General features: G+C 65.2%; 17 protein-coding genes. 5 read left to right on the top strand and 12 right to left on the bottom strand.

The genetic code is table 11. From position 1 onward, the window contains the following. Positions 1 to 11: 11 nt before the first annotated feature. The 3 genes from CIT39_RS18860 to gltX form a co-directional block, all read right to left on the bottom strand. Positions 12 to 1190: an ROK family transcriptional regulator gene (locus CIT39_RS18860; protein ID WP_181955158.1), complete on the bottom strand. Its 1179-nt coding sequence runs from the start codon at positions 1188 to 1190 to the stop codon at positions 12 to 14. 215 nt (positions 1191 to 1405) lie between these two features. Then, the gene (gene gltA / locus CIT39_RS18855) at positions 1406 to 2710 is read right to left on the bottom strand and encodes a citrate synthase (RefSeq protein ID WP_094977723.1); all 1305 of its coding nucleotides are present in this window, start codon (positions 2708 to 2710) and stop codon (positions 1406 to 1408) included. 145 nt (positions 2711 to 2855) lie between these two features. Further along, entirely contained in the window at positions 2856 to 4283 is a 1428-nt protein-coding gene (gltX, locus tag CIT39_RS18850; protein ID WP_094977724.1) for a glutamate--tRNA ligase, read from the bottom strand. A 143-nt stretch (positions 4284 to 4426) separates the two neighbouring features. On the opposite strand from gltX, the gene CIT39_RS18845 reads away from it, so the two are divergent. The 4 genes from CIT39_RS18845 (at position 4427) to CIT39_RS18830 (ending at position 9185) form a co-directional block, all read left to right on the top strand. After that, positions 4427 to 6103 (top strand): glutamine--tRNA ligase/YqeY domain fusion protein, encoded by a 1677-nt coding sequence (locus CIT39_RS18845; protein ID WP_094977725.1) that lies wholly within the window; start codon positions 4427 to 4429, stop codon positions 6101 to 6103. 4 nt (positions 6104 to 6107) lie between these two features. After that, positions 6108 to 6494, top strand: a complete 387-nt coding sequence (locus CIT39_RS18840; protein ID WP_094977726.1) for a nuclear transport factor 2 family protein — start codon at positions 6108 to 6110, stop codon at positions 6492 to 6494. 81 nt (positions 6495 to 6575) lie between these two features. Further along, the gene (locus tag CIT39_RS18835; protein WP_015685840.1) at positions 6576 to 6809 is read left to right on the top strand and encodes a DUF2171 domain-containing protein; all 234 of its coding nucleotides are present in this window, start codon (positions 6576 to 6578) and stop codon (positions 6807 to 6809) included. A 96-nt stretch (positions 6810 to 6905) separates the two neighbouring features. Continuing rightward, positions 6906 to 9185: a ComEC/Rec2 family competence protein gene (locus CIT39_RS18830; RefSeq protein WP_094977727.1), complete on the top strand. Its 2280-nt coding sequence runs from the start codon at positions 6906 to 6908 to the stop codon at positions 9183 to 9185. 8 nt (positions 9186 to 9193) lie between these two features. Here the strand turns inward: CIT39_RS18830 and CIT39_RS18825 are convergent, their stop codons facing one another. The 6 genes from CIT39_RS18825 to CIT39_RS18800 all read right to left on the bottom strand — a co-directional run bounded on the left by CIT39_RS18825 (position 9194) and on the right by CIT39_RS18800 (position 14515). After that, positions 9194 to 9622: a hypothetical protein gene (locus CIT39_RS18825; RefSeq protein ID WP_162308572.1), complete on the bottom strand. Its 429-nt coding sequence runs from the start codon at positions 9620 to 9622 to the stop codon at positions 9194 to 9196. A 440-nt stretch (positions 9623 to 10062) separates the two neighbouring features. Then, positions 10063 to 10764 carry a transcriptional repressor LexA gene (gene lexA, locus CIT39_RS18820; RefSeq protein WP_094977873.1) on the bottom strand — a complete coding sequence of 234 codons (702 nt, stop codon included), beginning with the start codon at positions 10762 to 10764 and terminating at the stop codon, positions 10063 to 10065. Positions 10765 to 10941: 177 nt separating this feature from the next. Then, the gene (locus tag CIT39_RS18815) at positions 10942 to 12153 is read right to left on the bottom strand and encodes a molybdopterin molybdotransferase MoeA (protein WP_094977728.1); all 1212 of its coding nucleotides are present in this window, start codon (positions 12151 to 12153) and stop codon (positions 10942 to 10944) included. A 222-nt stretch (positions 12154 to 12375) separates the two neighbouring features. Next, positions 12376 to 12579 (bottom strand): hypothetical protein, encoded by a 204-nt coding sequence (locus CIT39_RS18810; RefSeq protein ID WP_094977729.1) that lies wholly within the window; start codon positions 12577 to 12579, stop codon positions 12376 to 12378. Between the two features lie 164 nt (positions 12580 to 12743). Beyond that, a complete protein-coding gene (locus CIT39_RS18805) occupies positions 12744 to 13373 on the bottom strand; it encodes an HAD family hydrolase (protein ID WP_140479908.1) in 630 nt (209 codons plus the stop codon). Between the two features lie 8 nt (positions 13374 to 13381). Beyond that, the gene (locus CIT39_RS18800) at positions 13382 to 14515 is read right to left on the bottom strand and encodes an alpha-hydroxy acid oxidase (RefSeq protein WP_094977730.1); all 1134 of its coding nucleotides are present in this window, start codon (positions 14513 to 14515) and stop codon (positions 13382 to 13384) included. Positions 14516 to 14850: 335 nt separating this feature from the next. Between CIT39_RS18800 and CIT39_RS18795 the strand changes: the two genes are divergently transcribed. After that, positions 14851 to 16188, top strand: a complete 1338-nt coding sequence (locus tag CIT39_RS18795) for a S41 family peptidase (protein WP_094977731.1) — start codon at positions 14851 to 14853, stop codon at positions 16186 to 16188. 87 nt (positions 16189 to 16275) lie between these two features. On the opposite strand, the gene CIT39_RS18790 is transcribed toward CIT39_RS18795, so the two are convergent. The 3 genes from CIT39_RS18790 to trpC all read right to left on the bottom strand — a co-directional run bounded on the left by CIT39_RS18790 (position 16276) and on the right by trpC (position 20507). Continuing rightward, on the bottom strand, positions 16276 to 19008 hold the full coding sequence (locus CIT39_RS18790; RefSeq protein WP_094977732.1) for a bifunctional diguanylate cyclase/phosphodiesterase: 2733 nt from the start codon (positions 19006 to 19008) through the stop codon (positions 16276 to 16278). A gap of 175 nt (positions 19009 to 19183) precedes the next feature. Further along, positions 19184 to 19684, bottom strand: coding sequence for a cyclic pyranopterin monophosphate synthase MoaC (gene moaC, locus CIT39_RS18785; protein ID WP_094977733.1), 501 nt, complete (start codon positions 19682 to 19684; stop codon positions 19184 to 19186). Position 19685: 1 nt separating this feature from the next. Beyond that, a complete protein-coding gene (gene trpC, locus CIT39_RS18780) occupies positions 19686 to 20507 on the bottom strand; it encodes an indole-3-glycerol phosphate synthase TrpC (RefSeq protein WP_094977734.1) in 822 nt (273 codons plus the stop codon). Positions 20508 to 20511 lie beyond the last annotated feature (4 nt).

The raw sequence follows: 20511 nt of genomic DNA, 5'->3' as shown, positions 1-20511 counted from the left end.
TTCAGGCCATCTCAGGCGGCCTCCGTCGAGGCGGCCGGCATACCGCCGCGGCAGGCGAGGCAGAACGCGGCGAAGGCCAGTGCGGCCCTGGGATCATTGCCGTTCGACGGCGGCACGAAGGCCAGCGACACCCGCGCATGCTCGCGGCCGCCGAGCAGGCAGGCGTCGACGCCGTCGACCAGCGCTTTCCGATCGCCCTCCGCAAGGAGCGAGGGCCAGCCGGAGATCGCGACGCCGTGACAGGGTTTGACGTTCAGCGTGTTGCCGATCGCGAGCCCGAGGCGATAGAGGCGAAGCCGCAACTCCTGGCGCACGCGCGAGGAGATCGGGATCGCGGTGACCCAATCGTTGCCGAGCTGGAGCAATTCCGGCTCGGGCACGCCGAGTAGTTCGGCCAGCGCCGGAAGCGACGTATAGGCCTCGACACAGCCTATGTGGCCGCAGCGACAGCGCGGTCCGCCTTCGCCAAACACCATGTGCCCGAGCTCGATCGGCTGGAGTGCTTCGGTCTCGACAGGATCATCCATCCAGGCGCCCGCAACGCCATGGCTGACAAAGACGAACAGGTGCGTGTCAATGAACGGATAGTTTTCAGTGCGGCAGCGATGGAATGTGGCGTGCGCCACGACCGAATTGGTGAATTCCACTGGCACGCCTGCGAACATCTCGCCGAACATGTCGCTGATGCGCCCGACGTCACAGGGAATGATGGGGTTGCCCGCGGCGCTCAGCCGGCCGAGGCCCGGAATGGAGACTCCGACCTGCGAGAGGACGACGCGGCGGCGCCGCGCCCAGTCGCGCAACAATGTCATCGCTTCGCGAAACGCCCGGCCGACGGTCTCGACGGTCGGCGTCTTCGGCAGCGGCACGCGTTCAGTGTAGTGCAATTCGCCGGACAGGCCGCCGACGCCGAAGCCGAGGTGCTGCGCCGTCAGCTCGAAGGCCGCGAGCGCGACCGAGCCGTCGAGCGACACCAGGCCGGTCGGGCCGCCGACGTAAGGGGCAGGGCGCCGCACTTCCTCGATCAGGCCCTCGGCCTTCAGGTCAAGCAGGATACGCGACAGGCTCGCTTCCGACAGGCGCACGGCTTTCGCCAGCGGCGGACGAAACGAGCCGCCGGACTGAAGCAGATGAGTCAAAATGGCAGCACGCGTCTGCCGCCGACTTCTCGGCTGCTCCGGCATTTCCATCCCTGTCGTCATTCTTACTTAGAGTAAGAATTTGCGCGCGGAGCGCTCTGGCTGTCAAGGCGTTTGCAGCCGCAGGCGTAGTCTTGTTGTTGTGCGCGGCAGCATCGGGAGTCGGCCGATCGGTCTCTGTGCTTTGCCCTCGACAAGCGCATGCACAAACAAAAACGACGCCATCCTGCGATGGCGCCGTTTCGAAAGCCGTATCGGCTAGGATCTTACTTGCGATCCTTGATCGCGACATAGTCTCGCTTGGTGACGCCGGTGTAGAGCTGGCGCGGACGGCCGATCTTCTGCTGCGGGTCCTCGATCATCTCGCTCCACTGGCTGATCCAGCCGACGGTGCGGGCGACCGCGAACAGCACGGTGAACATCGAGACCGGGAAGCCCATCGCCTTCAGCGTGATGCCCGAATAGAAGTCGACGTTCGGGTACAGCTTGCGGTCGATGAAGTACTGGTCGCTGAGCGCGATGCGCTCGAGCTCGAGCGCCACCTTCAGCATCGGATCGTCGCCATGGCCGGTCTCCTTGAGCACGGCGTGACACATCTTCTGCATGATCTTGGCGCGCGGATCGTAGTTCTTGTAGACGCGGTGCCCGAAGCCCATCAGGCGGACTTCGCTGTTCTTGTCCTTCACCTTGGCGATGAACTCGGGGATCTTGTCCACGCTGCCGATCTCGGCGAGCATCGCGAGGGCTGCTTCGTTGGCGCCGCCATGCGCCGGGCCCCAGAGGCAGGCGATGCCGGCGGCGATGCAGGCGAACGGGTTGGCGCCGGACGAGCCGGCGATACGCACCGTCGAGGTCGAGGCGTTCTGCTCGTGGTCGGCATGCAGGATGAAGATCTTGTCCAGCGCTTCAGCGAGCACCGGATTCATCTTGTAGTCCTCGCACGGCACGGCGAAGCACATGTGCAGGAAGTTCTCGGCGAACTTGAGCGAGTTCTTCGGGTACACGAAGGGCTGGCCGACCGTGTACTTGTAGGCCATTGCGGCCAGGGTCGGGATCTTCGCGATCATGCGCATGGAAGCGATCATGCGCTGCTTGGGATCGTTGATGTCCGTGGAGTCGTGATAGAACGCGGCGAGCGCGCCGACTGCGGCCACCATGATCGCCATCGGATGGGCGTCGCGGCGGAAGCCCTGGAAGAAGCGGGCCATCTGCTCGTGCACCATCGTGTGATGGATCACGCGATCGTCGAAATCCTTCTTCTGCGCGGCGGTCGGCAGTTCCCCGAACAGCAGGAGATAGCAGGTCTCGAGGAAGTCGCCATTCTCGGCGAGCTGCTCGATCGGGTAGCCGCGGTATTCCAGCACGCCCGCGTCGCCGTCGATATAGGTGATCTTGGACTGGCAGCTCGCGGTGGAGGTGAAGCCGGGATCGTAAGTGAACAGGCCGGACTGGCCGTAGAGCTTGCCGATATCGATGACATCAGGCCCGACGCTGCCGCTATGGATCGGGAGATCGTAGTTCTTGTTTCCGACCGTCAGCGTAGCGGTCTTATTGCTCGATTTTGCGTCCATCAGAGGTCCCCGATGTATGGTGAAACGGGCGGAGCCGGAGGCCCCTTTGAGAGATGATGGGGCAGGCCGGATGTTCCAGAAGGTACGGGGGAGATGGGTATATTATTGCTGTGTGCGCTGCAAGATCACCCCACGCATGCTCGACTTACGTCGTAGACTGATCCTTAAGCCGGCCGAGGCTTTCCTGGCGTCCGAGGACGTCCAAAACCTCAAATATACCAGGCGACGTCGTCCGCCCGGTCAGCGCGGCCCGCAAGGGTTGGGCGACCGCGCCGAGCTTGAGACTATTTTCCTCGGCAAAAGCACGCAGCGCCGCTTCGGTGGCGGCGCCGTTCCACGTCTCGACTTTCTCCAGCGCGGAATGTAGCTGGCCGATCAGCTTGCGGTTCTCCGGCGTCAGCAGCGCTTGCGCCTTGGGATCGAGCTCCAGCGGCCGGTCGGCGAAGATGAAATAGGCGCTGTCGATCAGCTCGATCAGCGTCTTGGCGCGCTCCTTCAGGGCCGGCATGGCCTTGAGGAGCTGGGCGCGCGTGGTGTCGTTTAACTTGGCCTTAAGCTCGTCGCGCGTGGGCACGAGATGGTCGAGCACGTCCTCGAACATCTTCACGAGTGATTGATCGTCGGCGTGCCGGATGTAGTGGCCGTTGAGGTTTTCCAGCTTGGCGAAATCGAACCGGGCGGCGGCGCGGCCGACGTTGGCGAGGTCGAACGCCGCGATCATCTCCTCGGTCGAGAAGATCTCCTGGTCGCCATGGCTCCAGCCGAGCCGGACGAGGTAATTGCGTAGCGCGGCCGGCAAATATCCCATGGCGCGGTAGGCGTCGACGCCGAGCGCACCGTGGCGCTTGGAGAGCTTCGAGCCGTCCGGGCCGTGGATCAGCGGGATGTGGGACATGCTCGGCAGCGCCCAGCCCATCGCATCGTAGATCTGCTTCTGGCGGGCGGCGTTGATCAGATGATCGTCGCCGCGGATCACATGGGTGACGCCCATGTCGTGGTCGTCGACCACCACCGCAAGCATGTATGTTGGGTTGCCGTCGCCGCGCAGCAGGACGAGGTCGTCGAGGTTCTCGTTCTGCCAGACCACGCGGCCCTGGACCTGGTCCTCGATCACGGTCTCGCCGGTCTGCGGCGCGCGGAGCCGGATCGTCGGCTTGACGTCGGATGGGGCTGTTGCGGGATCGCGGTCGCGCCACAGGCCGTCGTAGAGGCGGGTGCGGCCCTCTGCGCGTGCCTTCTCGCGCATGGCAGTCAGCTCCTCGGCGGTGGCATAGCAGCGGTAGGCCTTGCCGTCGGCGAGCAGCTGCTCGGCGACCTCGCGGTGGCGCGCGGCGCGGCTGAACTGGTAGATCACCTCGTCGTCCCAGCCGAGCTCGAGCCATTTCAGGCCGTCGAGGATGGCGCCGATCGCGGCCTCGGTGGAGCGCTCCCGGTCGGTGTCCTCGATCCGGAGCAGCATCTTGCCGCCGTGCTTCTTCGCATAGAGCCAGTTGAACAGCGCCGTGCGGGCGCCCCCGATATGGAGGAAGCCGGTCGGGGAGGGAGCAAAGCGGGTGACGACGGGGGAGGTCATTCTTGGCAGGGCCTATGCATTGGAAGCGGTGGTATATAGCAGGACCGGAGCATAACTAAAGCCCGGCAGCGGACCGCTTAAGGCTTGGCTCAGCCAAGCGAATTTGGCAGAAGGACCGCTGATTTCCCTACAGGATTTTCCTAATGACAGAACCGGTGGCTGCTGAGGTTGGGCGCGATTTCATTCGTGACATCATCCAGGCCGACCTCGATCAGGCCAAGTACAAGGAGATCGTGACCCGGTTCCCGCCGGAGCCGAACGGCTATCTCCATATCGGCCACGCCAAGTCGATCGCGCTCAATTTCGGCATCGCCCAGGAGTTTCCGGGCCGCTGCCATCTGCGCTTCGACGACACCAATCCGGTCAAGGAAGAGCAGGAATATATCGATTCCATCCAGGCCGACGTGCGCTGGCTCGGCTTCGACTGGGGCAAGAACCTGTTCTTCGCCTCCGACTATTTCGACCGGTTGTACGAATGGGCGGAGCAGCTGATCCGCGACGGGCTCGCCTATGTCGACGACCAGTCCCAGGAAGAGATCCGCCTGGCGCGCGGCACGCTGACCGAGCCCGGCAAGAACTCGCCGTTCCGCGACCGCAGCGTGGACGAAAACCTCGACCTGTTCCGGCGGATGAAGGCCGGCGAATTCCCGAACGGCGCGCGCGTGCTGCGGGCCAGGATCGACATGGCCGCCGGCAACATCAATCTGCGCGACCCCGTGCTCTACCGCATCCTGCATGCGCATCATCCGCGCACCGGCACCAAGTGGCACATCTATCCGAGCTACGATTATGCCCACGGCCAGTCGGATGCGATCGAGGGCATCACGCATTCGATCTGCACGCTGGAGTTCGAGGACCACCGGCCGCTCTACGATTGGTTCATCGAGAAGCTGCCGGTGCCGTCGAAGCCGCATCAGTATGAGTTCGCGCGGTTGAACCTGACCTATACGCTGCTGTCCAAGCGCGTCCTGACCCAGCTCGTGCGTGACGGCCATGTCGCCGGCTGGGACGATCCGCGGATGCCGACCATGGCGGGGATGCGCCGCCGCGGCGTGCCGCCGGCAGCCTTGCGTGAATTCGTCAAGCGCATCGGTGTTGCCAAGGCCAACAGCGTGGTCGACGTCGGCATGCTCGAGTTCTGCATCCGCGAGGAGCTGAACCGCACGTCGCAGCGGCGCATGGGCGTGCTCCGGCCGCTCAAGGTGGTGATCGAGAACTATCCGGAAGGGCAGACCGAGGAGCTCGAGGCGATCAACCATCCGGACGATCCCTCGGCCGGCACGCGGAAAATCACGTTCGGCCGCGAGCTCTATATCGAGCAGGACGACTTCATGGAGAACCCGCCGAAGAAGTTCTTCCGCCTGTCGCCGGGCAACGAGGTGCGGCTGCGCTACGCCTATTTCGTCAAGTGCACCGGCGTGATCAAGAACGACAAGGGCGAGGTGGTGGAGCTGCGCTGCACCTACGATCCCGCGACCAAGGGCGGCAACGCGCCCGACGGGCGCAAGGTGAAGGCGACCATGCACTGGCTGCCGGCGGCGAATTCGGTGCCCGCGGAGATCCGCATCTACAATCAGCTGTTCGCCAATCCGAGCCCGGACGCATCGAACTTCGCGGCCGATCTCAATCCGAACTCACTGGAGATCCTGTCCGACGCACGGATCGAGGCGTCGGTCGCGGAGAGCAATTCGGCCGAGCCGATGCAGTTCGAGCGCCAGGGTTATTTCGTGCGCGACAAGGACTCGACGCCGGGCAAGCCGGTGTTCTCGCGCACCATCGGCCTGCGCGACACTTTCGCGAAAGAAGTCGCAAAGGGCTGACCACATGAGCAATGAAGCCGACGCCGTCGTTTCCACCATCATCGCGAAATGGTGCGCCGGCTTCGCGACGCTCGACGCGGCCGCGCTCTCGTCGCTGTATTCGAGTAACGCGTTCTTCTTCGGCTCCAACCCGAAGCTCTATCGGGGCAGGGATGGCGTCGCGGATTATTTCAACGGCCTGCCGCGCTGGCGCAAGCCGTGTGCCGTGTTCTCCGATGTGAACGCCGCGCAAGCCGGCCCTGATCTGATCAACATGGCCGCGACCATCTCGTTCGATCTCGCCGGCGAGCGGGACGATCTCGTCGTCAAGATGAGCTGGGTCATCGTCCGCGAGGACGGCGACTGGAAGATCGTCAATCACCACGCTTCGGCGAAGGCGCCGCTGATCTGACGGGCGCACGGCATCGTCATTCGCCGTGAGAGAACGAACAGGCTTCCTGCGCGTTGTGTGGGTCCAGAAGAGGAACCCACCATGCAGAACATCGCAGAGCATATGGAAGTGATCGGCGCCGACGGCGTCCATGTCGGTACCGTCGACAAGGTCGAAGGCAATCGCATCAAGCTGACCAAGAAGGACAGCGGCGAGGGCAGCCACAAGGGCCACCATCACTTCATCGACAAGGGCCTCGTTGCCGGCGTCGAAGGGAACAAGGTGCGGCTGTCCGCCAAGGCGGACGTGGCCGTGACCATGGAAGAGGAAAAGTAGGGCGCGGCCTCTCTCGTTCCCGGTCTGTACCGCTATTCGCGCCGCCGCACGTTCCGGTAGCCTCGGTGCCAGTCGCGTCGCGTAAGGTGCAGGGATATGGCGGAGCCGGGCCGGCCAGTACGGTCCCAGGGAGTTGCCGGGACGTGGCCGGTCGGCCGTGCTGCACCGGCTGGCGGCTTCGCGCCGGCAGGCTTTGGCGCCTGGCCGGCAATCGTCGAGACGCTACGTGAATGGGCCCGCGCCGAGGCCGGCGCGGGGCGACTCTTGCCATGGGTGCCTGTCGCCTTCGGCGGCGGCATCGCGCTCTATTTTGCCGCCGATCATGAGCCGGTGCTGTGGGTTGTTGCCGCGACGGCGATCGCCTTCCTGTTGGGCGCGATGCTGTTGCGGCGGAGCCGGCTGTTTGCGCCTGCGATCATGATCGCGGCGGTGGCGGCCGGCTTTGCCGTGGCAACCTGGAAGACGGCGCGCATCAGTCACCCCGTGCTGGCCAAGCCGCTCTATTCGGTGTCGCTGTCGGGTTTCGTCGAGGCCCGCGACATCCGCGAGCGCACCGATCGTTTCGTGCTGCGCGTCACCGCGATGGAGGCCCAGCGCAGCGACGTCAAGCTGGAGCGCGTCCGCCTGTCGGTGCGCAAGGGCACTGCGCCCGAGGTCGGCAGCTTCGTGCAGCTCAAGGCGCGGCTGATGCCGCCGCTCTCACCGGTACGCCCCGGCAGCTACGATTTTTCGCGCGATATGTTCTTTCAGGGCATCGGTGCCTCCGGCTTCGTGATGGGCGCGATCACCGCTTCCGTCCCGCCTGATGCCGGCGGCTTGCGGCTGCGTTATGCCGCCTTCATGCAGGGCCTGCGCGATGCGATCGACGCCCGCATCCGCGCCACGCTCGAGGGCGACAACCGCGCGATCGCGACAGCGCTGCTGACCGGGCGGCGCGATGCGATTTCCACGCCCGTCAACGACGCGATGTTCATCTCGGGGCTCGGGCACGTGCTCTCGATCTCCGGCTATCACATGGCGGTGGTCGCAGGCGTCGTCTTCTTCGCGGTGCGCGCTCTGCTGGCCTTGATCCCGGGGCTGGCGGCCGGCTTCGCCATCAAGAAATGGTCGGCCGCGGCGGCGCTGGTCGCAGCTGCATTCTATCTGCTGCTGTCTGGCGCGGAGGTCGCGACGCGAAGATCGTTCTTCATGACGGCGGTGGTGCTGATCGCGGTGATGGTCGATCGCCGCGCCATCACCTTCCGCACGCTCGCCGTGGCGGCGCTGATCGTGCTCGCGGTCGCGCCGGAGGCGCTGGTGCATCCGAGCTTTCAGATGTCGTTCGCCGCGACGCTTGGTCTCGTCGCGCTGGTGCAGATCGGCATGCCGAACCTGTTTGCCTCGCCAGACCATTCGGCGACCGCGCGCGTCGCGATGTGGGGCGGCCGCGAGATCGCGATGCTGTTCCTGGCTTCGCTGATCGCGGGGCTTGCGACCACGCCCTACGCTGCCTTTCACTTCCACCGCGTCACGCCCTACGGTGTGCTCGCCAATCTCGGCGCAATGCCGGTGGTCTCGGCGCTGGTGATGCCGGCCGGCCTGCTGGGCCTGCTCGCGGCGCCGTTCGGGCTCGACGGCGTGTTCTGGTGGCTGATGGGGATCGGCATCGACTGGATGGTCGTGGTCTCGCGCTGGGTGACGGCATTGCCGGGCGCCGTCGGCCGCATCCCCGCGTTCGGTATCGCGCCGCTGATTGCAGCGAGCCTGGGGATCATCGTGATGGGCCTGTTGCGCACGCCCTTGCGCTGGTGCGGTGCCGTGGTGCTGCTGGCTGCCATCGGCTGGGGACTGTCGGTGCGGCAGCCCGATATCCTGATCGCAGGGGACGGCGCGAGCGTCGCGGTGAGGGGCGGGGACGGGCGCTTGCATCTGATCAGGACGGGCAAGGACAATTTCCTGCTGAGGGAATGGCTGTCTGCTGACGCCGATCCGCGCGATGCCGGCAGTGGCGCGCTGGCGAGCGGCATATCGTGCGACGAGTCCGGCTGCGTCACGCCGCTCGCCGACGGTCGGCTGGTCGCGCTGGCCTCGCGCATCGATGCGCTGGCGGATGATTGCAGCCGGGCCGCACTGGTGGTGACGTCACGGCCCGCGCCGCCTGATTGTGCGGCGATGGTGGTGGATCGGCAGCGGCTTGGTCGCCAGGGCGCGCTGGCCTTGACGCAGCGTGGCGACGGCTTTTCGGTTCAGGCGGTGAGGGCGAGGGGCACGAACCGTCCCTGGTCGCCGGCGGCTGCCGGCGAGGGAGATTTCGAAGGAGCGCTCATGCCAAGGGCAGCGACTCCGCGCAGCAAGGATGCGACCCCCGCGGAGGCCGATCTTCAGGCGGAGGACTAAAGTCCCTGTCAGCCGATCGGCAGTCGCGTGACCGTCGGGCGGCTGTCGGCGATGATCTCACGGTTGCGCTCGCTGACCGGCTGGGTCACCGGCAGCTGCAGCACGGTTGCGCGCTGGCCTTCGACGAGCTGCGTCACCAGCACGGATTTGCCGTCCGGGAATTCGATCGCGTCATGGTGGCGATCGGGAATGTGCGGATCGATCTTGCCGAACTTGCCGACGCGGGAGTTGACGGTGCGCGTCCAGATCCAACGGTTATCGTAACGGACGTTGTCGGCGAAGGCGAGCTCCGTTCCCGGCAGCAGGCAGACCGCGACGGAGAGATCGGCTTCGGAGGCGAAGCCGCGTGTCGAGGTGCCGCGGAACGTTGTCGTGACGATCGTCTCGCCGACTTCTGCGGGGCGCGTCGCGACGGCATGCAGGCTGTAGTCACACATCGGGTGCTCCTCAATGCAGAGATAGCGACCCGCACCTCTTTTGGAGGCGCAGGCCCCTACCAGAGTGGAAGCACGTGACGGTCTGCCTGGTTGTAGGCAAATCTGCGGCTCGGATCGGCGAGCCGAGATCACATTATCTTTCCCGAATTCAATAGGAACAAAGTTGGCGCCCATGCATTCGGCAGGCGCGTGTCGGCGGCCCGCAGGCGAAGCGTATGCGTTCAAACAGATTGATCGCGTCGTGGGGGAAAGGGGGCAATGCTTCTTCGCGCGCCCGGCCGATGATGCCGCTGCGGAAGAATAGGGCCGGATAGTCTGTGCAATACCAGAAAGACTATCCAGCCGGAGCGGACCATCATCCGCTCCAATCTCTGATCGGCGATGCCGATCGAAGCCGCACGCACGAGGCGCAAAGACTTCTTGATCGAGGGCTTCTGGACTCAGTACTTGCGGTACAGCCCGATCAGCTTGCCCTGAATCTTCACGCGGTTCGGCGGCAGGATGCGCACCTCATACGCGGCATTGGCGGGCTCCAGGGCAATCGAGGCGCCGCGGCGGCGGAAGCGCTTGAGCGTGGCTTCCTCGTCGTCGATCAGCGCCACGACGATGTCGCCGGTATCGGCGCTCTCGTTGCGCTGGATCAGCGCCATGTCGCCGTCGAGGATGCCGGCCTCGACCATGGAATCGCCGCGCACTTCGAGTGCGTAATGCTCGCCGGAGCCGAGCATGTCGGGCGGTACGCTGATGGTGTGGCTGCGGGTCTGCAGCGCCTCGATCGGGGTGCCGGCCGCGATGCGGCCCATCACGGGCACCGCAACGGGCCGCTCGCCCTCGTCTGCGGACGGGCTGGAGCTCGCGCGTACCTTGCCGAGATTGCCCTCGATGACGCTTGGCGTGAAGCCGCGTCGGGTGCCGGCGGCAGCCTGGAGCTCCGGCAGCTTGATCACTTCGATCGCCCGGGCGCGGTTGGGCAGGCGGCGGATGAAGCCGCGCTCCTCGAGCGCGGTGATCAGGCGGTGGATGCCTGACTTCGAGCGCAGGTCGAGCGCATCCTTCATCTCGTCGAAGGACGGCGGCACGCCGCTTTCCTTCAGACGTTCGCTGATGAACCGCAGAAGCTCGTATTGTTTGCGCGTTAGCATCTCGACCAAAGTCCCCCGGTTGATGTCGTTCGATTCCGAGACGGATGAGTTCAGCTATAAGCCGCTACATCCTCGAAACAAATCATGAACGGACACTATATGTTCGATACATGTTCCGCAACTGCTTAATTTAGCGTGAACAGAACGAAGCGCGCGGAATGCGTGTGGCCGCGCAGGTCAGACGGGGAGCCGCAGCACCTCGCAGGGGCTGCCGGCCTCGGCCTTCGGCGCAAACGGTGCGCGCACGAGAAGTACCTGTGCCGCAGCAAGATTCGCAAGCAGAGAGGAATCCTGATGGCTGACGGGAAGAGCGACGAGCGTGCCGTCGTTGCGCAGCTCCAGGCGCGCGCGCAGATAGTCCTCGCGCTGGTCGTTGGCACCGAGATCGCGGCCCAGCACGGCGCGCTCGCGATGATGATGAATCACCGAACGGCCCGACAGCGCGCGAATCAGCGGTACCATGAACAGGAAGGCGCACACGTAGGACGACACGGGATTGCCGGGCAGGCCGATCACGCCCATCGTCCCCAGCCGTCCGTGCATCATCGGCTTGCCGGGCCGCATCGCGATCTTCCAGAACGCCATCGCGATGCCTTCGTCCGTGAGCGCCTGCTGGACCAGATCGTGGTCGCCCACCGATGCGCCCCCGGTCGTGATCAGGATGTCGGCGCCGCTTTCGCGCGCGCGGCGGATGCCGGCGGTGGTGGCGGCTAGCGTGTCGGCGGCGATGCCGAGGTCGATTGTCTCGGCCCCTTCCTGTCTGGCGAGCGCATGCAGGGCGAAGCCGTTGGAATAGACGATCTGGCCGTGCCCGGGTGTGGCGCCCGGCATCACCAGTTCGTCACCGGTGGCGAGGATCGCGACCTTCGGGCGGCGGCAGACGGCAAGCTGCGGATGGTTCATTGCCGCTGCGAGCGCGAGGTCGCGCTCTGTCAGTCGGGTCCCTTTGCGCAAGAGGACATCACCCTCTCGGAAATCGACGCCGGCGGGGCGGATGTGCCGACCCACGCTCGCAGCTTCCTTGATCGTGACGCTCTTGCCGTCCGCAATGGTGTCCTCCTGAATCACGACCGCGTCTGCGCCGTCGGGAACGACACCGCCAGTGAAGATCCGCACGGCTTCGCCGGCGCCGACCCGTCCTGTGAACGGACGGCCGGCTGCGACCTCACCGATGACAGTCAACCTGGAATCGATCGCTGCCGCGTCGGCCGCGCGCACGGCGTAGCCGTCCATCGCCGACATGGCTTGCGGCGGCTGCGTGCGCCGCGCGGCGACGTCACGCGCGAGCACCCGGTGGTGGGCTTCGTCGAGCGAAACCATCTGTTCAGGCAGCGGCTCAACGTCCGCCAGCACCGCGGCAAGGGCGTCGGAAACCGGCATCAAGGCCACGGCGAAACTCCTGCTCGGCACGTTCGGACGAAATGTTCCGACAGTGTTCTAACCGAGCGCGGAGGCGGAGGCAAAATTGCGGAGCAGGACGCCCATCCTGTAGCTTGCAGCCCATATCGAAGGAAGGCTCGGGCTTGGCGTCGCATCATCCAGACGATGAGACCGATCGGCAGAATGGGGCCATCCCGAGGACGAGAATGACGGCCGCCACGGCTTGCTCGCTCAACGCCTGCTCGGCGCATCCGGGCTGACAAATGCGACGTCGGGAGCCTTTGGGCCTTGATCCTTGTCCGGCAGCGGATCGGCCTGGGATTTCAGGTCGGCGGCCTTGCTGATCAGCTTGGCGGAAAGGTCCGAATCCGAGGTCGTTCTGGCGAATTCGAGCAGCAGAGAGGCCTGCTTGGTGAGATAGGTTTTGCCCAGCACGTCGATAAGTCCGATGTAGAAGTCCCAACGGAGTGATGAGTCCGAAGGGAGGTATTCCGTTCCCGGAACTCTGTATAAAAATGCACAAAGCGATCAGGTTCCCGATCTGTTGCAGATTTGGTTCCTGAAAGCGTGTCTGAAGCTGGGTGTGATGGCGGGCTTTTTCAGATGCCCAACGCCTTCAGGGCGTTTCCAACGTCGCGTGGCGACGTCACATGCACTGCCGTCAGGCCGCGTACCCGCGCGCCCTCGACATTCTCGGCGAGGTCATCGAAGAACACGATGCGTTCCGCGGGCACGCCGATCGCGGTGACGACGTGGTCGAAGGCCTCCGCATCCGGTTTGCGCAGGCCGATGCTGGACGACAGATACAGCGCGCGGAAATGGCCGAGCAGTTCGCCATATTCCCTGGAGAAATAGTCGACATGCGGCCGGTTGGTGTTGGAGAAGGCGTAGAGCGGCATCTGCTTCGCCGCACGCGGCAACAGCTCGGCAATGTCAGGCATCTCTCCGGCGAAGATCGCGTTCCAGCCTTCCAGGAATTGCGCGTCCGAAATGCCGATGCCGAGAGAAGCACGCAGCGAGGCGAAATAATCCTCGTCGCTGATCTTGCCGACCTCATGCAGCCGGTAGGCCTCGTCACGCACATAGCGCGCGACGATGGCCTCGGGCTGGCAGCCGGCATGTCCTGCCCAGCAGGCGATCGCCTTGGAGAAGTCGATGTCGAGCACCACGCGCCCGAGATCGAACAGCAGCGCATCCGCGCTGCCGGGAGAGAGCGATGTCACCTGCATCCTTTCACTCAGTAACGGTACGGATCGTGGTCGAACAGCGGGAATGCGCTGAACACGCTCGGCGCGTTGGTGGCGGTCGCCGGATGCAGGCAGGCTTTGTCGACCTCCGCGAATGACGTTGCGCCCAAAAGGCCGAGGCAGCGCAGCACCTCGTCCTCCAGCAGCTCCAGCATCCGCGCGACGCCGGCTTCGCCCGCCGCAGCCAGCGCCCAGCATTGCAGCCGTCCGATGCCGACCATGTCCGCGCCTGCCGCGATCGCCTTGACGATGTCGGTGCCGCGACAGACGCCGCCGTCGACCATGATCTTGGCGCGGCCCTTCACGGCTTCGACGATCTCGGGCAGCACATGCATGGCACCGCGGCCGTGGTCGAGCTGGCGGCCGCCATGGTTGGAGACGTAGATCCATTCGACACCGTGGTCGACCGCGATCCGGGCGTCCTCGGCGGTGGCGATGCCCTTCAGGATCAGCGGGATCTTGAACTTGTCCTTGATCATCTTCACGGTCCGCCACTCCAGGCCCTTCTGGAAATCGCCGCCCGTGGCGCGCAGGCGGCTCTCTCGAACGTAGCGCTTGGCGATGTCACGCTCACGACGGCTGTAGTGGGCGGTATCGACGGTCAGGCAGAAGCCGGCATAGCCGTTCTTCTCGGTGCGGCTGACGACATCGGCGACAAAAGCGTCGTCTCCGCGGACATAGAGCTGATAGAGCCGGAGCGCATCGGGAGCGGCTTCGGCGGTCTGCTCCAGGCCGGGCTCGGACACCGAGCTCAGCATGTGCGCCGCACCGAAGGTGCCGGCAGCACGCGCGACGCTCGCCGCGCCATCCGGATCGAAGATCTCGAGCGCGCCGACGGGGGCGAGCACCACCGGCAGGCGCATCCTGCGGCCGAACTGCTGAACCGAGCCGTCGACCTTGCGGACGTCGCGCAGCACCCGCGGCCGGAAGGCGATCTCGTCCAGCGCCATCCGGTTGCGGCGCATCGTGGTTTCGGTCTCGGCGGCGCCGACGATGTAGTCCCAGGCGTTCTGGTTGAGGTTGGCCCGCGCTTTTCGGACGAATTCGTGCAGGTTCTGAAACGGCTCGTTGCTGGCGCCGAGTTCGACGTTCCGTTCCGGTTGGATCCGGGGTGCTTCGTTCATTGTTATCCTCCCGAGAATTTGAAGCCTTGTGTCATCGCCTAACCCGTCCAGCGCTCCAAAACCATCCTAAAATGACATGGCTGCGAGGCGTGGACCGGCGCACCGATTCCCCCTGTAGGGTGTCTATGGGGGCGGCCCAGTCCTGCAACGTTGCCAAAAGTTTAGGTCCGGACGAAGCGATTTCTGCGATGTACCCGCCGGCGTGGCATCCCGGCCATGAAGAAACCAGAATGGTATTGTGAGAAGCAGACTGGATCGCCACTTGCAGGGCGAGTCCCAAGTCTCCAGAGACAAGCGCTAGCAACCGCCGAGCAAACAAGAAGGCCAGTCGATCCATGCGGAAATCCCTGCTGTTCCCCCTGGGCGCGCTCTCTGGAGCGTGTCTGACCCTTCTGGTAGCCAGCCCGCACGGTGGTGTATGGGCGGCGCGGGCAGCAGCGAGCGCGGATGACGCCTATTCCCAGCTCAACCTGTTCGGCACGGTGTTCGAGCGCGTCAAGGCCAGCTATGTCGAGAAGCCGGACAATGCCAAGCTGATCGAAGGCGCGATCACGGGCATGGTAACCTCGCTCGATCCGCACTCGCGCTACATGAACGCGAAGGCCTGGACCGAGATGCAGGAGACCACCTCCGGCGAGTTCGGCGGCCTCGGCATCGAGGTCACCATGGAGGACGGCCTCGTCAAGGTCGTCTCGCCGATCGACGATACGCCCGCCTCGAAGGCCGGCTTGATGTCCGGCGACCTCATCAGCAAGATCGACGGCGAGGCCGTGCAGGGCCTGACGCTCGAGCAGGCCGTCAACAAGATGAAGGGCCCGGTCGACACCAAGACCAAGCTCACCATCGTGCGCAAGGGCGCTGACGCCCCGCTCGACGTCGCGATCACGCGCGAGATCATCCATGTGCGCCCGGTGCGCTTCCACGTCGAGAACGGCGACATCGGCTATATCCGCGTCACCTCGTTCAACGAGCAGACCACCGACGGCCTGAAGAAGGCGATCGCCGCGATCTCCAAGCAGGTCCCGCAGGAGAAGCTCACCGGCTACGTGATGGACCTGCGCAACAATCCGGGCGGTCTGCTCGACCAGGCCGTGTCGGTGTCGAGCGCCTTCCTCCAGCGCGGCGAGGTCGTCTCGACCCGCGGCCGCAATCCGGAGGAGACCCAGCGCTTCACCGCGCATGGCGGCGACCTGACCAGGGGCAAGCCGCTGGTGGTCCTGGTCAATGGCGGCTCGGCTTCGGCTTCCGAGATCGTGGCCGGCGCGCTGCACGATCACAAGCGGGCGACCATCATCGGCACGCGCTCGTTCGGCAAGGGCTCGGTGCAGACCATCATTCCGCTCGGCGCTGGCAACGGCGCGCTGGCGCTGACCACGGCGCGCTACTACACGCCGTCGGGCCGTTCGATCCAGGCCCAGGGCATTGCTCCCGACATCGAGATCCTGCAGGACGTGCCGCCGGAACTGAAGGGCCGCATGGACACCATGGCGGAGTCCCAGATGCGCGGGCATCTCGCGGCCGGCGAGGGTGGCGAGCAGACCGGATCGCAGTCCTACGTTCCGCCGAAGGAAGAGGACGACAAGGCCCTGCACGCGGCCTTCGACTTCCTGCACGGCGTCACAGCCAATGCGGTTGCGGCCAAGCCCGCGCCTAAGGCGGCGGTGCCGAACTAGGCCTTGTGATTCCAGACAATCGCCCGGGAGCGGATGACCGCTCCCGGGCGATTTCGTTTTGGGATGCCCGTTTCAGATCGGATAGGCCTAACCCGCCTCGCGGCGACGGCTCGCATGACCGTCGCGCTGGGCGAGCCGGCTGCGATGCAGCGCGAACAGCTCCAGCACCTTGTCCGCGGGCTTCGCGGCGCTGAACAGATAGCCCTGCATCTCCGAACAGCCGAGCGCGCGGAGCAGGCGCTGCTGCTCCTCGGTCTCGACGCCCTCGGCCGTGGTGGTCATGCGGCGCGCGGCCGCCAGATTGACGACGGCCTGGACAATGCTGGCGGAGCCGTCGGGGCCGGCGATGTCGTCGACGAAGCAGCGGTCGATCTTGATCTTGTCGAACGGGAAACGGTGCAGATAGCTCAGCGAGGAGTAGCCGGTGCCGAAATCGTCGAGCGCGATGCGCACGCCGATGGCACGGAGCTGGTGCAGGATCGCCAGCGCAGTGTCGTCGTCACGGATCAGCACCGCCTCGGTGATCTCGAGCTCGAGCCGGCTCGCCGGCAGGTTGGAAGCGGCGAGCGCCGCCGTGATCTTCAAGGCTAGCGTGCCGCTCTTGAACTGTACCGGCGAGACGTTGACGGCGAGGCGGATGTCGTCGGGCCAGCCCGCCGCGTCACGGCATGCGGTCGCCAGCACCCATTCGCCGATCTCGTTGATCAGGCCGGTATCCTCGGCGATCGGGATGAACTCGGCCGGCGAGATCATGCCGCGCTCCGGATGGCGCCAGCGCACCAGAGCCTCGCAGCCGGTGATGCGATCGTCCTTCAGGCTGAGGCAGGGTTGGTAATGGACCTCGAGACCGCCAGCGCGCCCCTCCTGGGCGATGGCGTGGCGCAGGTCGCTCTCGATCTGCCGGCGCTCGCGCACCTTGGCATCCATTTCCGGCTCGAAGAACCGGTAGGTGCGGCGTCCGGCGGACTTGGCGGCATACATCGCCATGTCCGCGTTCTTGAGAATCTGGTCGAGCGCCGTGCCGTGTTCCGGCGCGAGCGCGATGCCGACGCTGGCATCGGTGGTGAGATGATGGCCCATGCAATCGAACGGCGCGCGGATGGCCGCGAAGATCTGCGCGACGAGCTCGTCGACCTGGTCCCGCGACGTCACCGCGCTCTGGACGATGGCGAATTCGTCGCCGCCGAGCCGCGCCACGAAATACGCCGGGCCGGCACAGCGGCGCAGGCTCGCGGCAACCGATTTCAACAGCTCGTCGCCGACGAGATGGCCGAGCGCGTCGTTGACGCCCTTGAACTCGTCGATGTCGATGTAATGCACCGCGATCTGTTCGTCGTGGCCGACAGCTGCCAGCTCTTCGCGCAGATGCTCGTGGAACATGGTGCGGTTGGGCAGATCGGTCAGCGCGTCGTAATGGGCGAGGTGGGTGATGCGCTCCTCGATGCGCCGGCGCTCGGTGATGTCCTCATGCGTCGCTACCCAGCCGCCGTCCGCGAGCGGCTCGTTGAGGACGTGGATCGAACGGCCGTCGGCGGTTTCGACCACCATCGAGTTGCGCACATGGACGTCGCGCAGCACGCGGGCAACGTAGTCGCCGGTGTCGCCGGTGAACGAGCCGGTCGCCTTGCGATGGGCAATGATGTCGTGGAAGCTGGAGCCGGGCTGCACCACGTCGGCCGACAGGCCGTACATTTCGATGTAGCGCTGGTTGCAGACCACGAGCCGCTGCTCGGCGTCGAACAGCAGCAGGCCCTGGGTCATGTTGTTGACGGCACGGTCGAGACGCAGCTTCTCCAGCGTCAGCCGTTCGCGGGAGGCGCGATGCTGCTCCAGCAGCTTGCGCACGATCGCGATCAGCACGCCCGCGATGGCGAGCGTGGAGGCGCCCGCGACCGAGATCAGCATGCCGATCTGCTCGCGCCAGTCCGTCAGGGCGGAGGCGCGCGTCGTGGTGGCCATCATCAGGATCGGGAAGTGGGGCAGGGCGCGCGAGGAGATCAGCCGGTCTTCGCCGTCGACGGGGCTCATGAATCGTCCGGCGAAGTGATCAAGGCCGAAGACTCTCTGCTGCTCGAACGAACCGGTCTTGAAATTCCGCCCCATCAATTCGCTGGAATGAGGGTAGCGGGCGAGCAGCGTGCCGTCGCGATGTAGCATCGAGATCGTCGCGCCTTCGCCGAGCACGACGGAGGCGAAGAATTTCTCGAAATTGGCGGGATCGATGCCGCGTCCCACGGCACCGAGGAACTCGCCGTTCGGCCCGACGATCCTGCGCACGATCAGGACGGTCCAGGCAGCCGAAATGCGGCTATGCAACGGCTCGATCAGGACATCGGGCGATTTGGGATCGTACTTGAAGGTGCGAAAATAGGCGCGATCGGCAACGTTCACCTTCGGAGCCGGCCATGTCGATGACGAGTTGATCAGATTGCCTTCGGCATCGACGATGTTGACGTCGCCGATGTAGGGCATGGCATCGATCTTCGAGCGCAACATCCGATGGACGTCCTGACCGGAGAAGCGCTTGCGAAAGTCCTCCCTGGCCGCGATTCCGGTCGTGCGGACCTGATCGACGAAGTCCTTCTGGATGACCGCGAAATCCTGCAATTGCTGATCGAAATGGTGGGCGAGCAGCAGCACGGTGTTTTCGAGCTCGCGGCTGGAGTTGCGCAACGCCCGCTCGCGGAAATTCTGCGCCATCAGGACCGAGCCTATGGCGATGGCCGCGATCAGCAGGGCGCCGCCCACCACCAGCCAGCGGATCGGTCCGCTGCGCACGAAGGCGTGGTCAAAGAGGCGGCCGCCGATTCTCGTCATCATGCTGGATCATTGCCGTGCACACGTCAGGATCAATTCTTGACCCCGATAACATCCGTTGGTTTACGGGAACGGTGTGGAGGCAAAGTTAGGAAGCGCGGTTAACTCTGGGTGAACGGCCGCGCACAAAAGCAATCGATCGGCGCGAGAGGTGGTGGTTCGTCGAAGCAAGCGCGCTTCAGGCGCGGTAATGGCCGGACTTGCCGCCGAGCTTCTCGACCAGATGGATGCCCTCGATGCGCACGCCGCGCTCGACCGCCTTGATCATGTCGTAGATGGTGAGGCAGGCGACCGAGACGGCCGTGAGGGCTTCCATCTCGACGCCGGTCGGGCCCGTGACCTTCACGCTGGCGCGAACGAGGCAGCCCGGCAATTTCGCGTCGGGTTCGATGTCGAGCGTGACTTTCGACAGCGCCAGCGGATGACAGAGCGGGATCAATTCCGAGGTGCGCTTGGCGGCCATGATGCCGGCGATGCGGGCGGTGCCGAGCACGTCGCCCTTCTTGGCGTTGCCGGATGCGATCAGGTCGAGCGTCGCCCTGGTCATGACGACGCGGCCTTCCGCGACCGCAAGCCGCTCGGTCGCGGGCTTGTCCGAGACGTCGACCATCCGCGCCTCACCGGAGGCGCCGATATGGGTGAGGGCCGGGACGGTCTTCTTGGAGGGCTTGCGCGCCATGTCAGCGCGTGCCCGTCGCGCGCGCCGTCGTCTCGCGCGCGAGCAGCGTGCGCGTCGCCGCGGTGACGTCGGCCTGTCGCATCAGGCTCTCGCCGACCAGGAAGGTCGACATGCCGACGTGCTCGAGCCGGGCGAGATCGGCAGGCGTGAAGATGCCGCTCTCGCCGACCATCAGCCGCTCCTTGGGGATCAGCGGTGCCAGCATTTCGCTGGTCGCGAGCGTGGTCTCGAAGGTGCGAAGATTGCGGTTGTTGACGCCGATCATCGGCGAGCGGAGCTTGAGCGCGCGCTCGAGCTCGGCGCGTTCGTGGATCTCGATCAGCACGTCCATGCCGTAGGCGATTGCGGTGTCTTCGAGATCTTTGGCGGTGGCATCATCGAGCGCGGCCATGATGATCAGGATGCAGTCGGCGCCGTGCGCGCGCGCTTCCGCCACCTGGTAGGTGTCGAACATGAAATCCTTGCGCAGCACCGGCAATGACGTCGCCGCGCGCGCAGCCACCATGAAGTCCAGATGGCCCTGGAACGAGGGCGTGTCAGTCAGCACCGACAGGCAGGCCGCGCCGCCGGCTTCATAGGCTTTGGCGAGCTGGGGCGGATCGAAATCGGCGCGGATCAGTCCTTTCGACGGCGAGGCTTTCTTCACCTCCGCGATCAGCGCGTAGTCGCCATTGGCGTGCTTGGCCTTGATCGCGCGCACGAAGCCGCGCGGCGCGGCCTGCGCCTTGGCCTTCGCCTCGACGGCCGACAGCGGCTGCGCGCGCTTGGCGGCGGCGATCTCTTCGCGCTTGTAGGCTTCGATCTTGGTGAGGATGTCCGACATGTCA

Origin of the sequence: Bradyrhizobium symbiodeficiens, assembly GCF_002266465.3 — a bacterium.
Taxonomy (GTDB): domain Bacteria; phylum Pseudomonadota; class Alphaproteobacteria; order Rhizobiales; family Xanthobacteraceae; genus Bradyrhizobium; species Bradyrhizobium symbiodeficiens.
This window is presented reverse-complemented; position numbering and strand designations above follow the sequence as displayed.

Excerpts from the sequence above, each read along its gene's own strand:
- CIT39_RS18830 (WP_094977727.1), top strand. The coding sequence starts at position 6,906 with ATGGCGGAGCCGGGCCGGCCAGTACGGTCCCAGGGAGTTGCCGGGACG.
- CIT39_RS18860 (WP_181955158.1), bottom strand. The coding sequence starts at position 1,190 with ATGGAAATGCCGGAGCAGCCGAGAAGTCGGCGGCAGACGCGTGCTGCC.
- lexA (WP_094977873.1), bottom strand. The coding sequence starts at position 10,764 with ATGCTAACGCGCAAACAATACGAGCTTCTGCGGTTCATCAGCGAACGT.
- gltX (WP_094977724.1), bottom strand. The coding sequence starts at position 4,283 with ATGACCTCCCCCGTCGTCACCCGCTTTGCTCCCTCCCCGACCGGCTTC.
- gltA (WP_094977723.1), bottom strand. The coding sequence starts at position 2,710 with ATGGACGCAAAATCGAGCAATAAGACCGCTACGCTGACGGTCGGAAAC.
- trpC (WP_094977734.1), bottom strand. The coding sequence starts at position 20,507 with ATGTCGGACATCCTCACCAAGATCGAAGCCTACAAGCGCGAAGAGATC.
- moaC (WP_094977733.1), bottom strand. The coding sequence starts at position 19,684 with ATGGCGCGCAAGCCCTCCAAGAAGACCGTCCCGGCCCTCACCCATATC.
- CIT39_RS18800 (WP_094977730.1), bottom strand. The coding sequence starts at position 14,515 with ATGAACGAAGCACCCCGGATCCAACCGGAACGGAACGTCGAACTCGGC.
- CIT39_RS18805 (WP_140479908.1), bottom strand. The coding sequence starts at position 13,373 with ATGCAGGTGACATCGCTCTCTCCCGGCAGCGCGGATGCGCTGCTGTTC.
- CIT39_RS18825 (WP_162308572.1), bottom strand. The coding sequence starts at position 9,622 with ATGTGTGACTACAGCCTGCATGCCGTCGCGACGCGCCCCGCAGAAGTC.
- CIT39_RS18790 (WP_094977732.1), bottom strand. The coding sequence starts at position 19,008 with ATGATGACGAGAATCGGCGGCCGCCTCTTTGACCACGCCTTCGTGCGC.
- CIT39_RS18835 (WP_015685840.1), top strand. The coding sequence starts at position 6,576 with ATGCAGAACATCGCAGAGCATATGGAAGTGATCGGCGCCGACGGCGTC.
- CIT39_RS18795 (WP_094977731.1), top strand. The coding sequence starts at position 14,851 with ATGCGGAAATCCCTGCTGTTCCCCCTGGGCGCGCTCTCTGGAGCGTGT.
- CIT39_RS18845 (WP_094977725.1), top strand. The coding sequence starts at position 4,427 with ATGACAGAACCGGTGGCTGCTGAGGTTGGGCGCGATTTCATTCGTGAC.
- CIT39_RS18840 (WP_094977726.1), top strand. The coding sequence starts at position 6,108 with ATGAGCAATGAAGCCGACGCCGTCGTTTCCACCATCATCGCGAAATGG.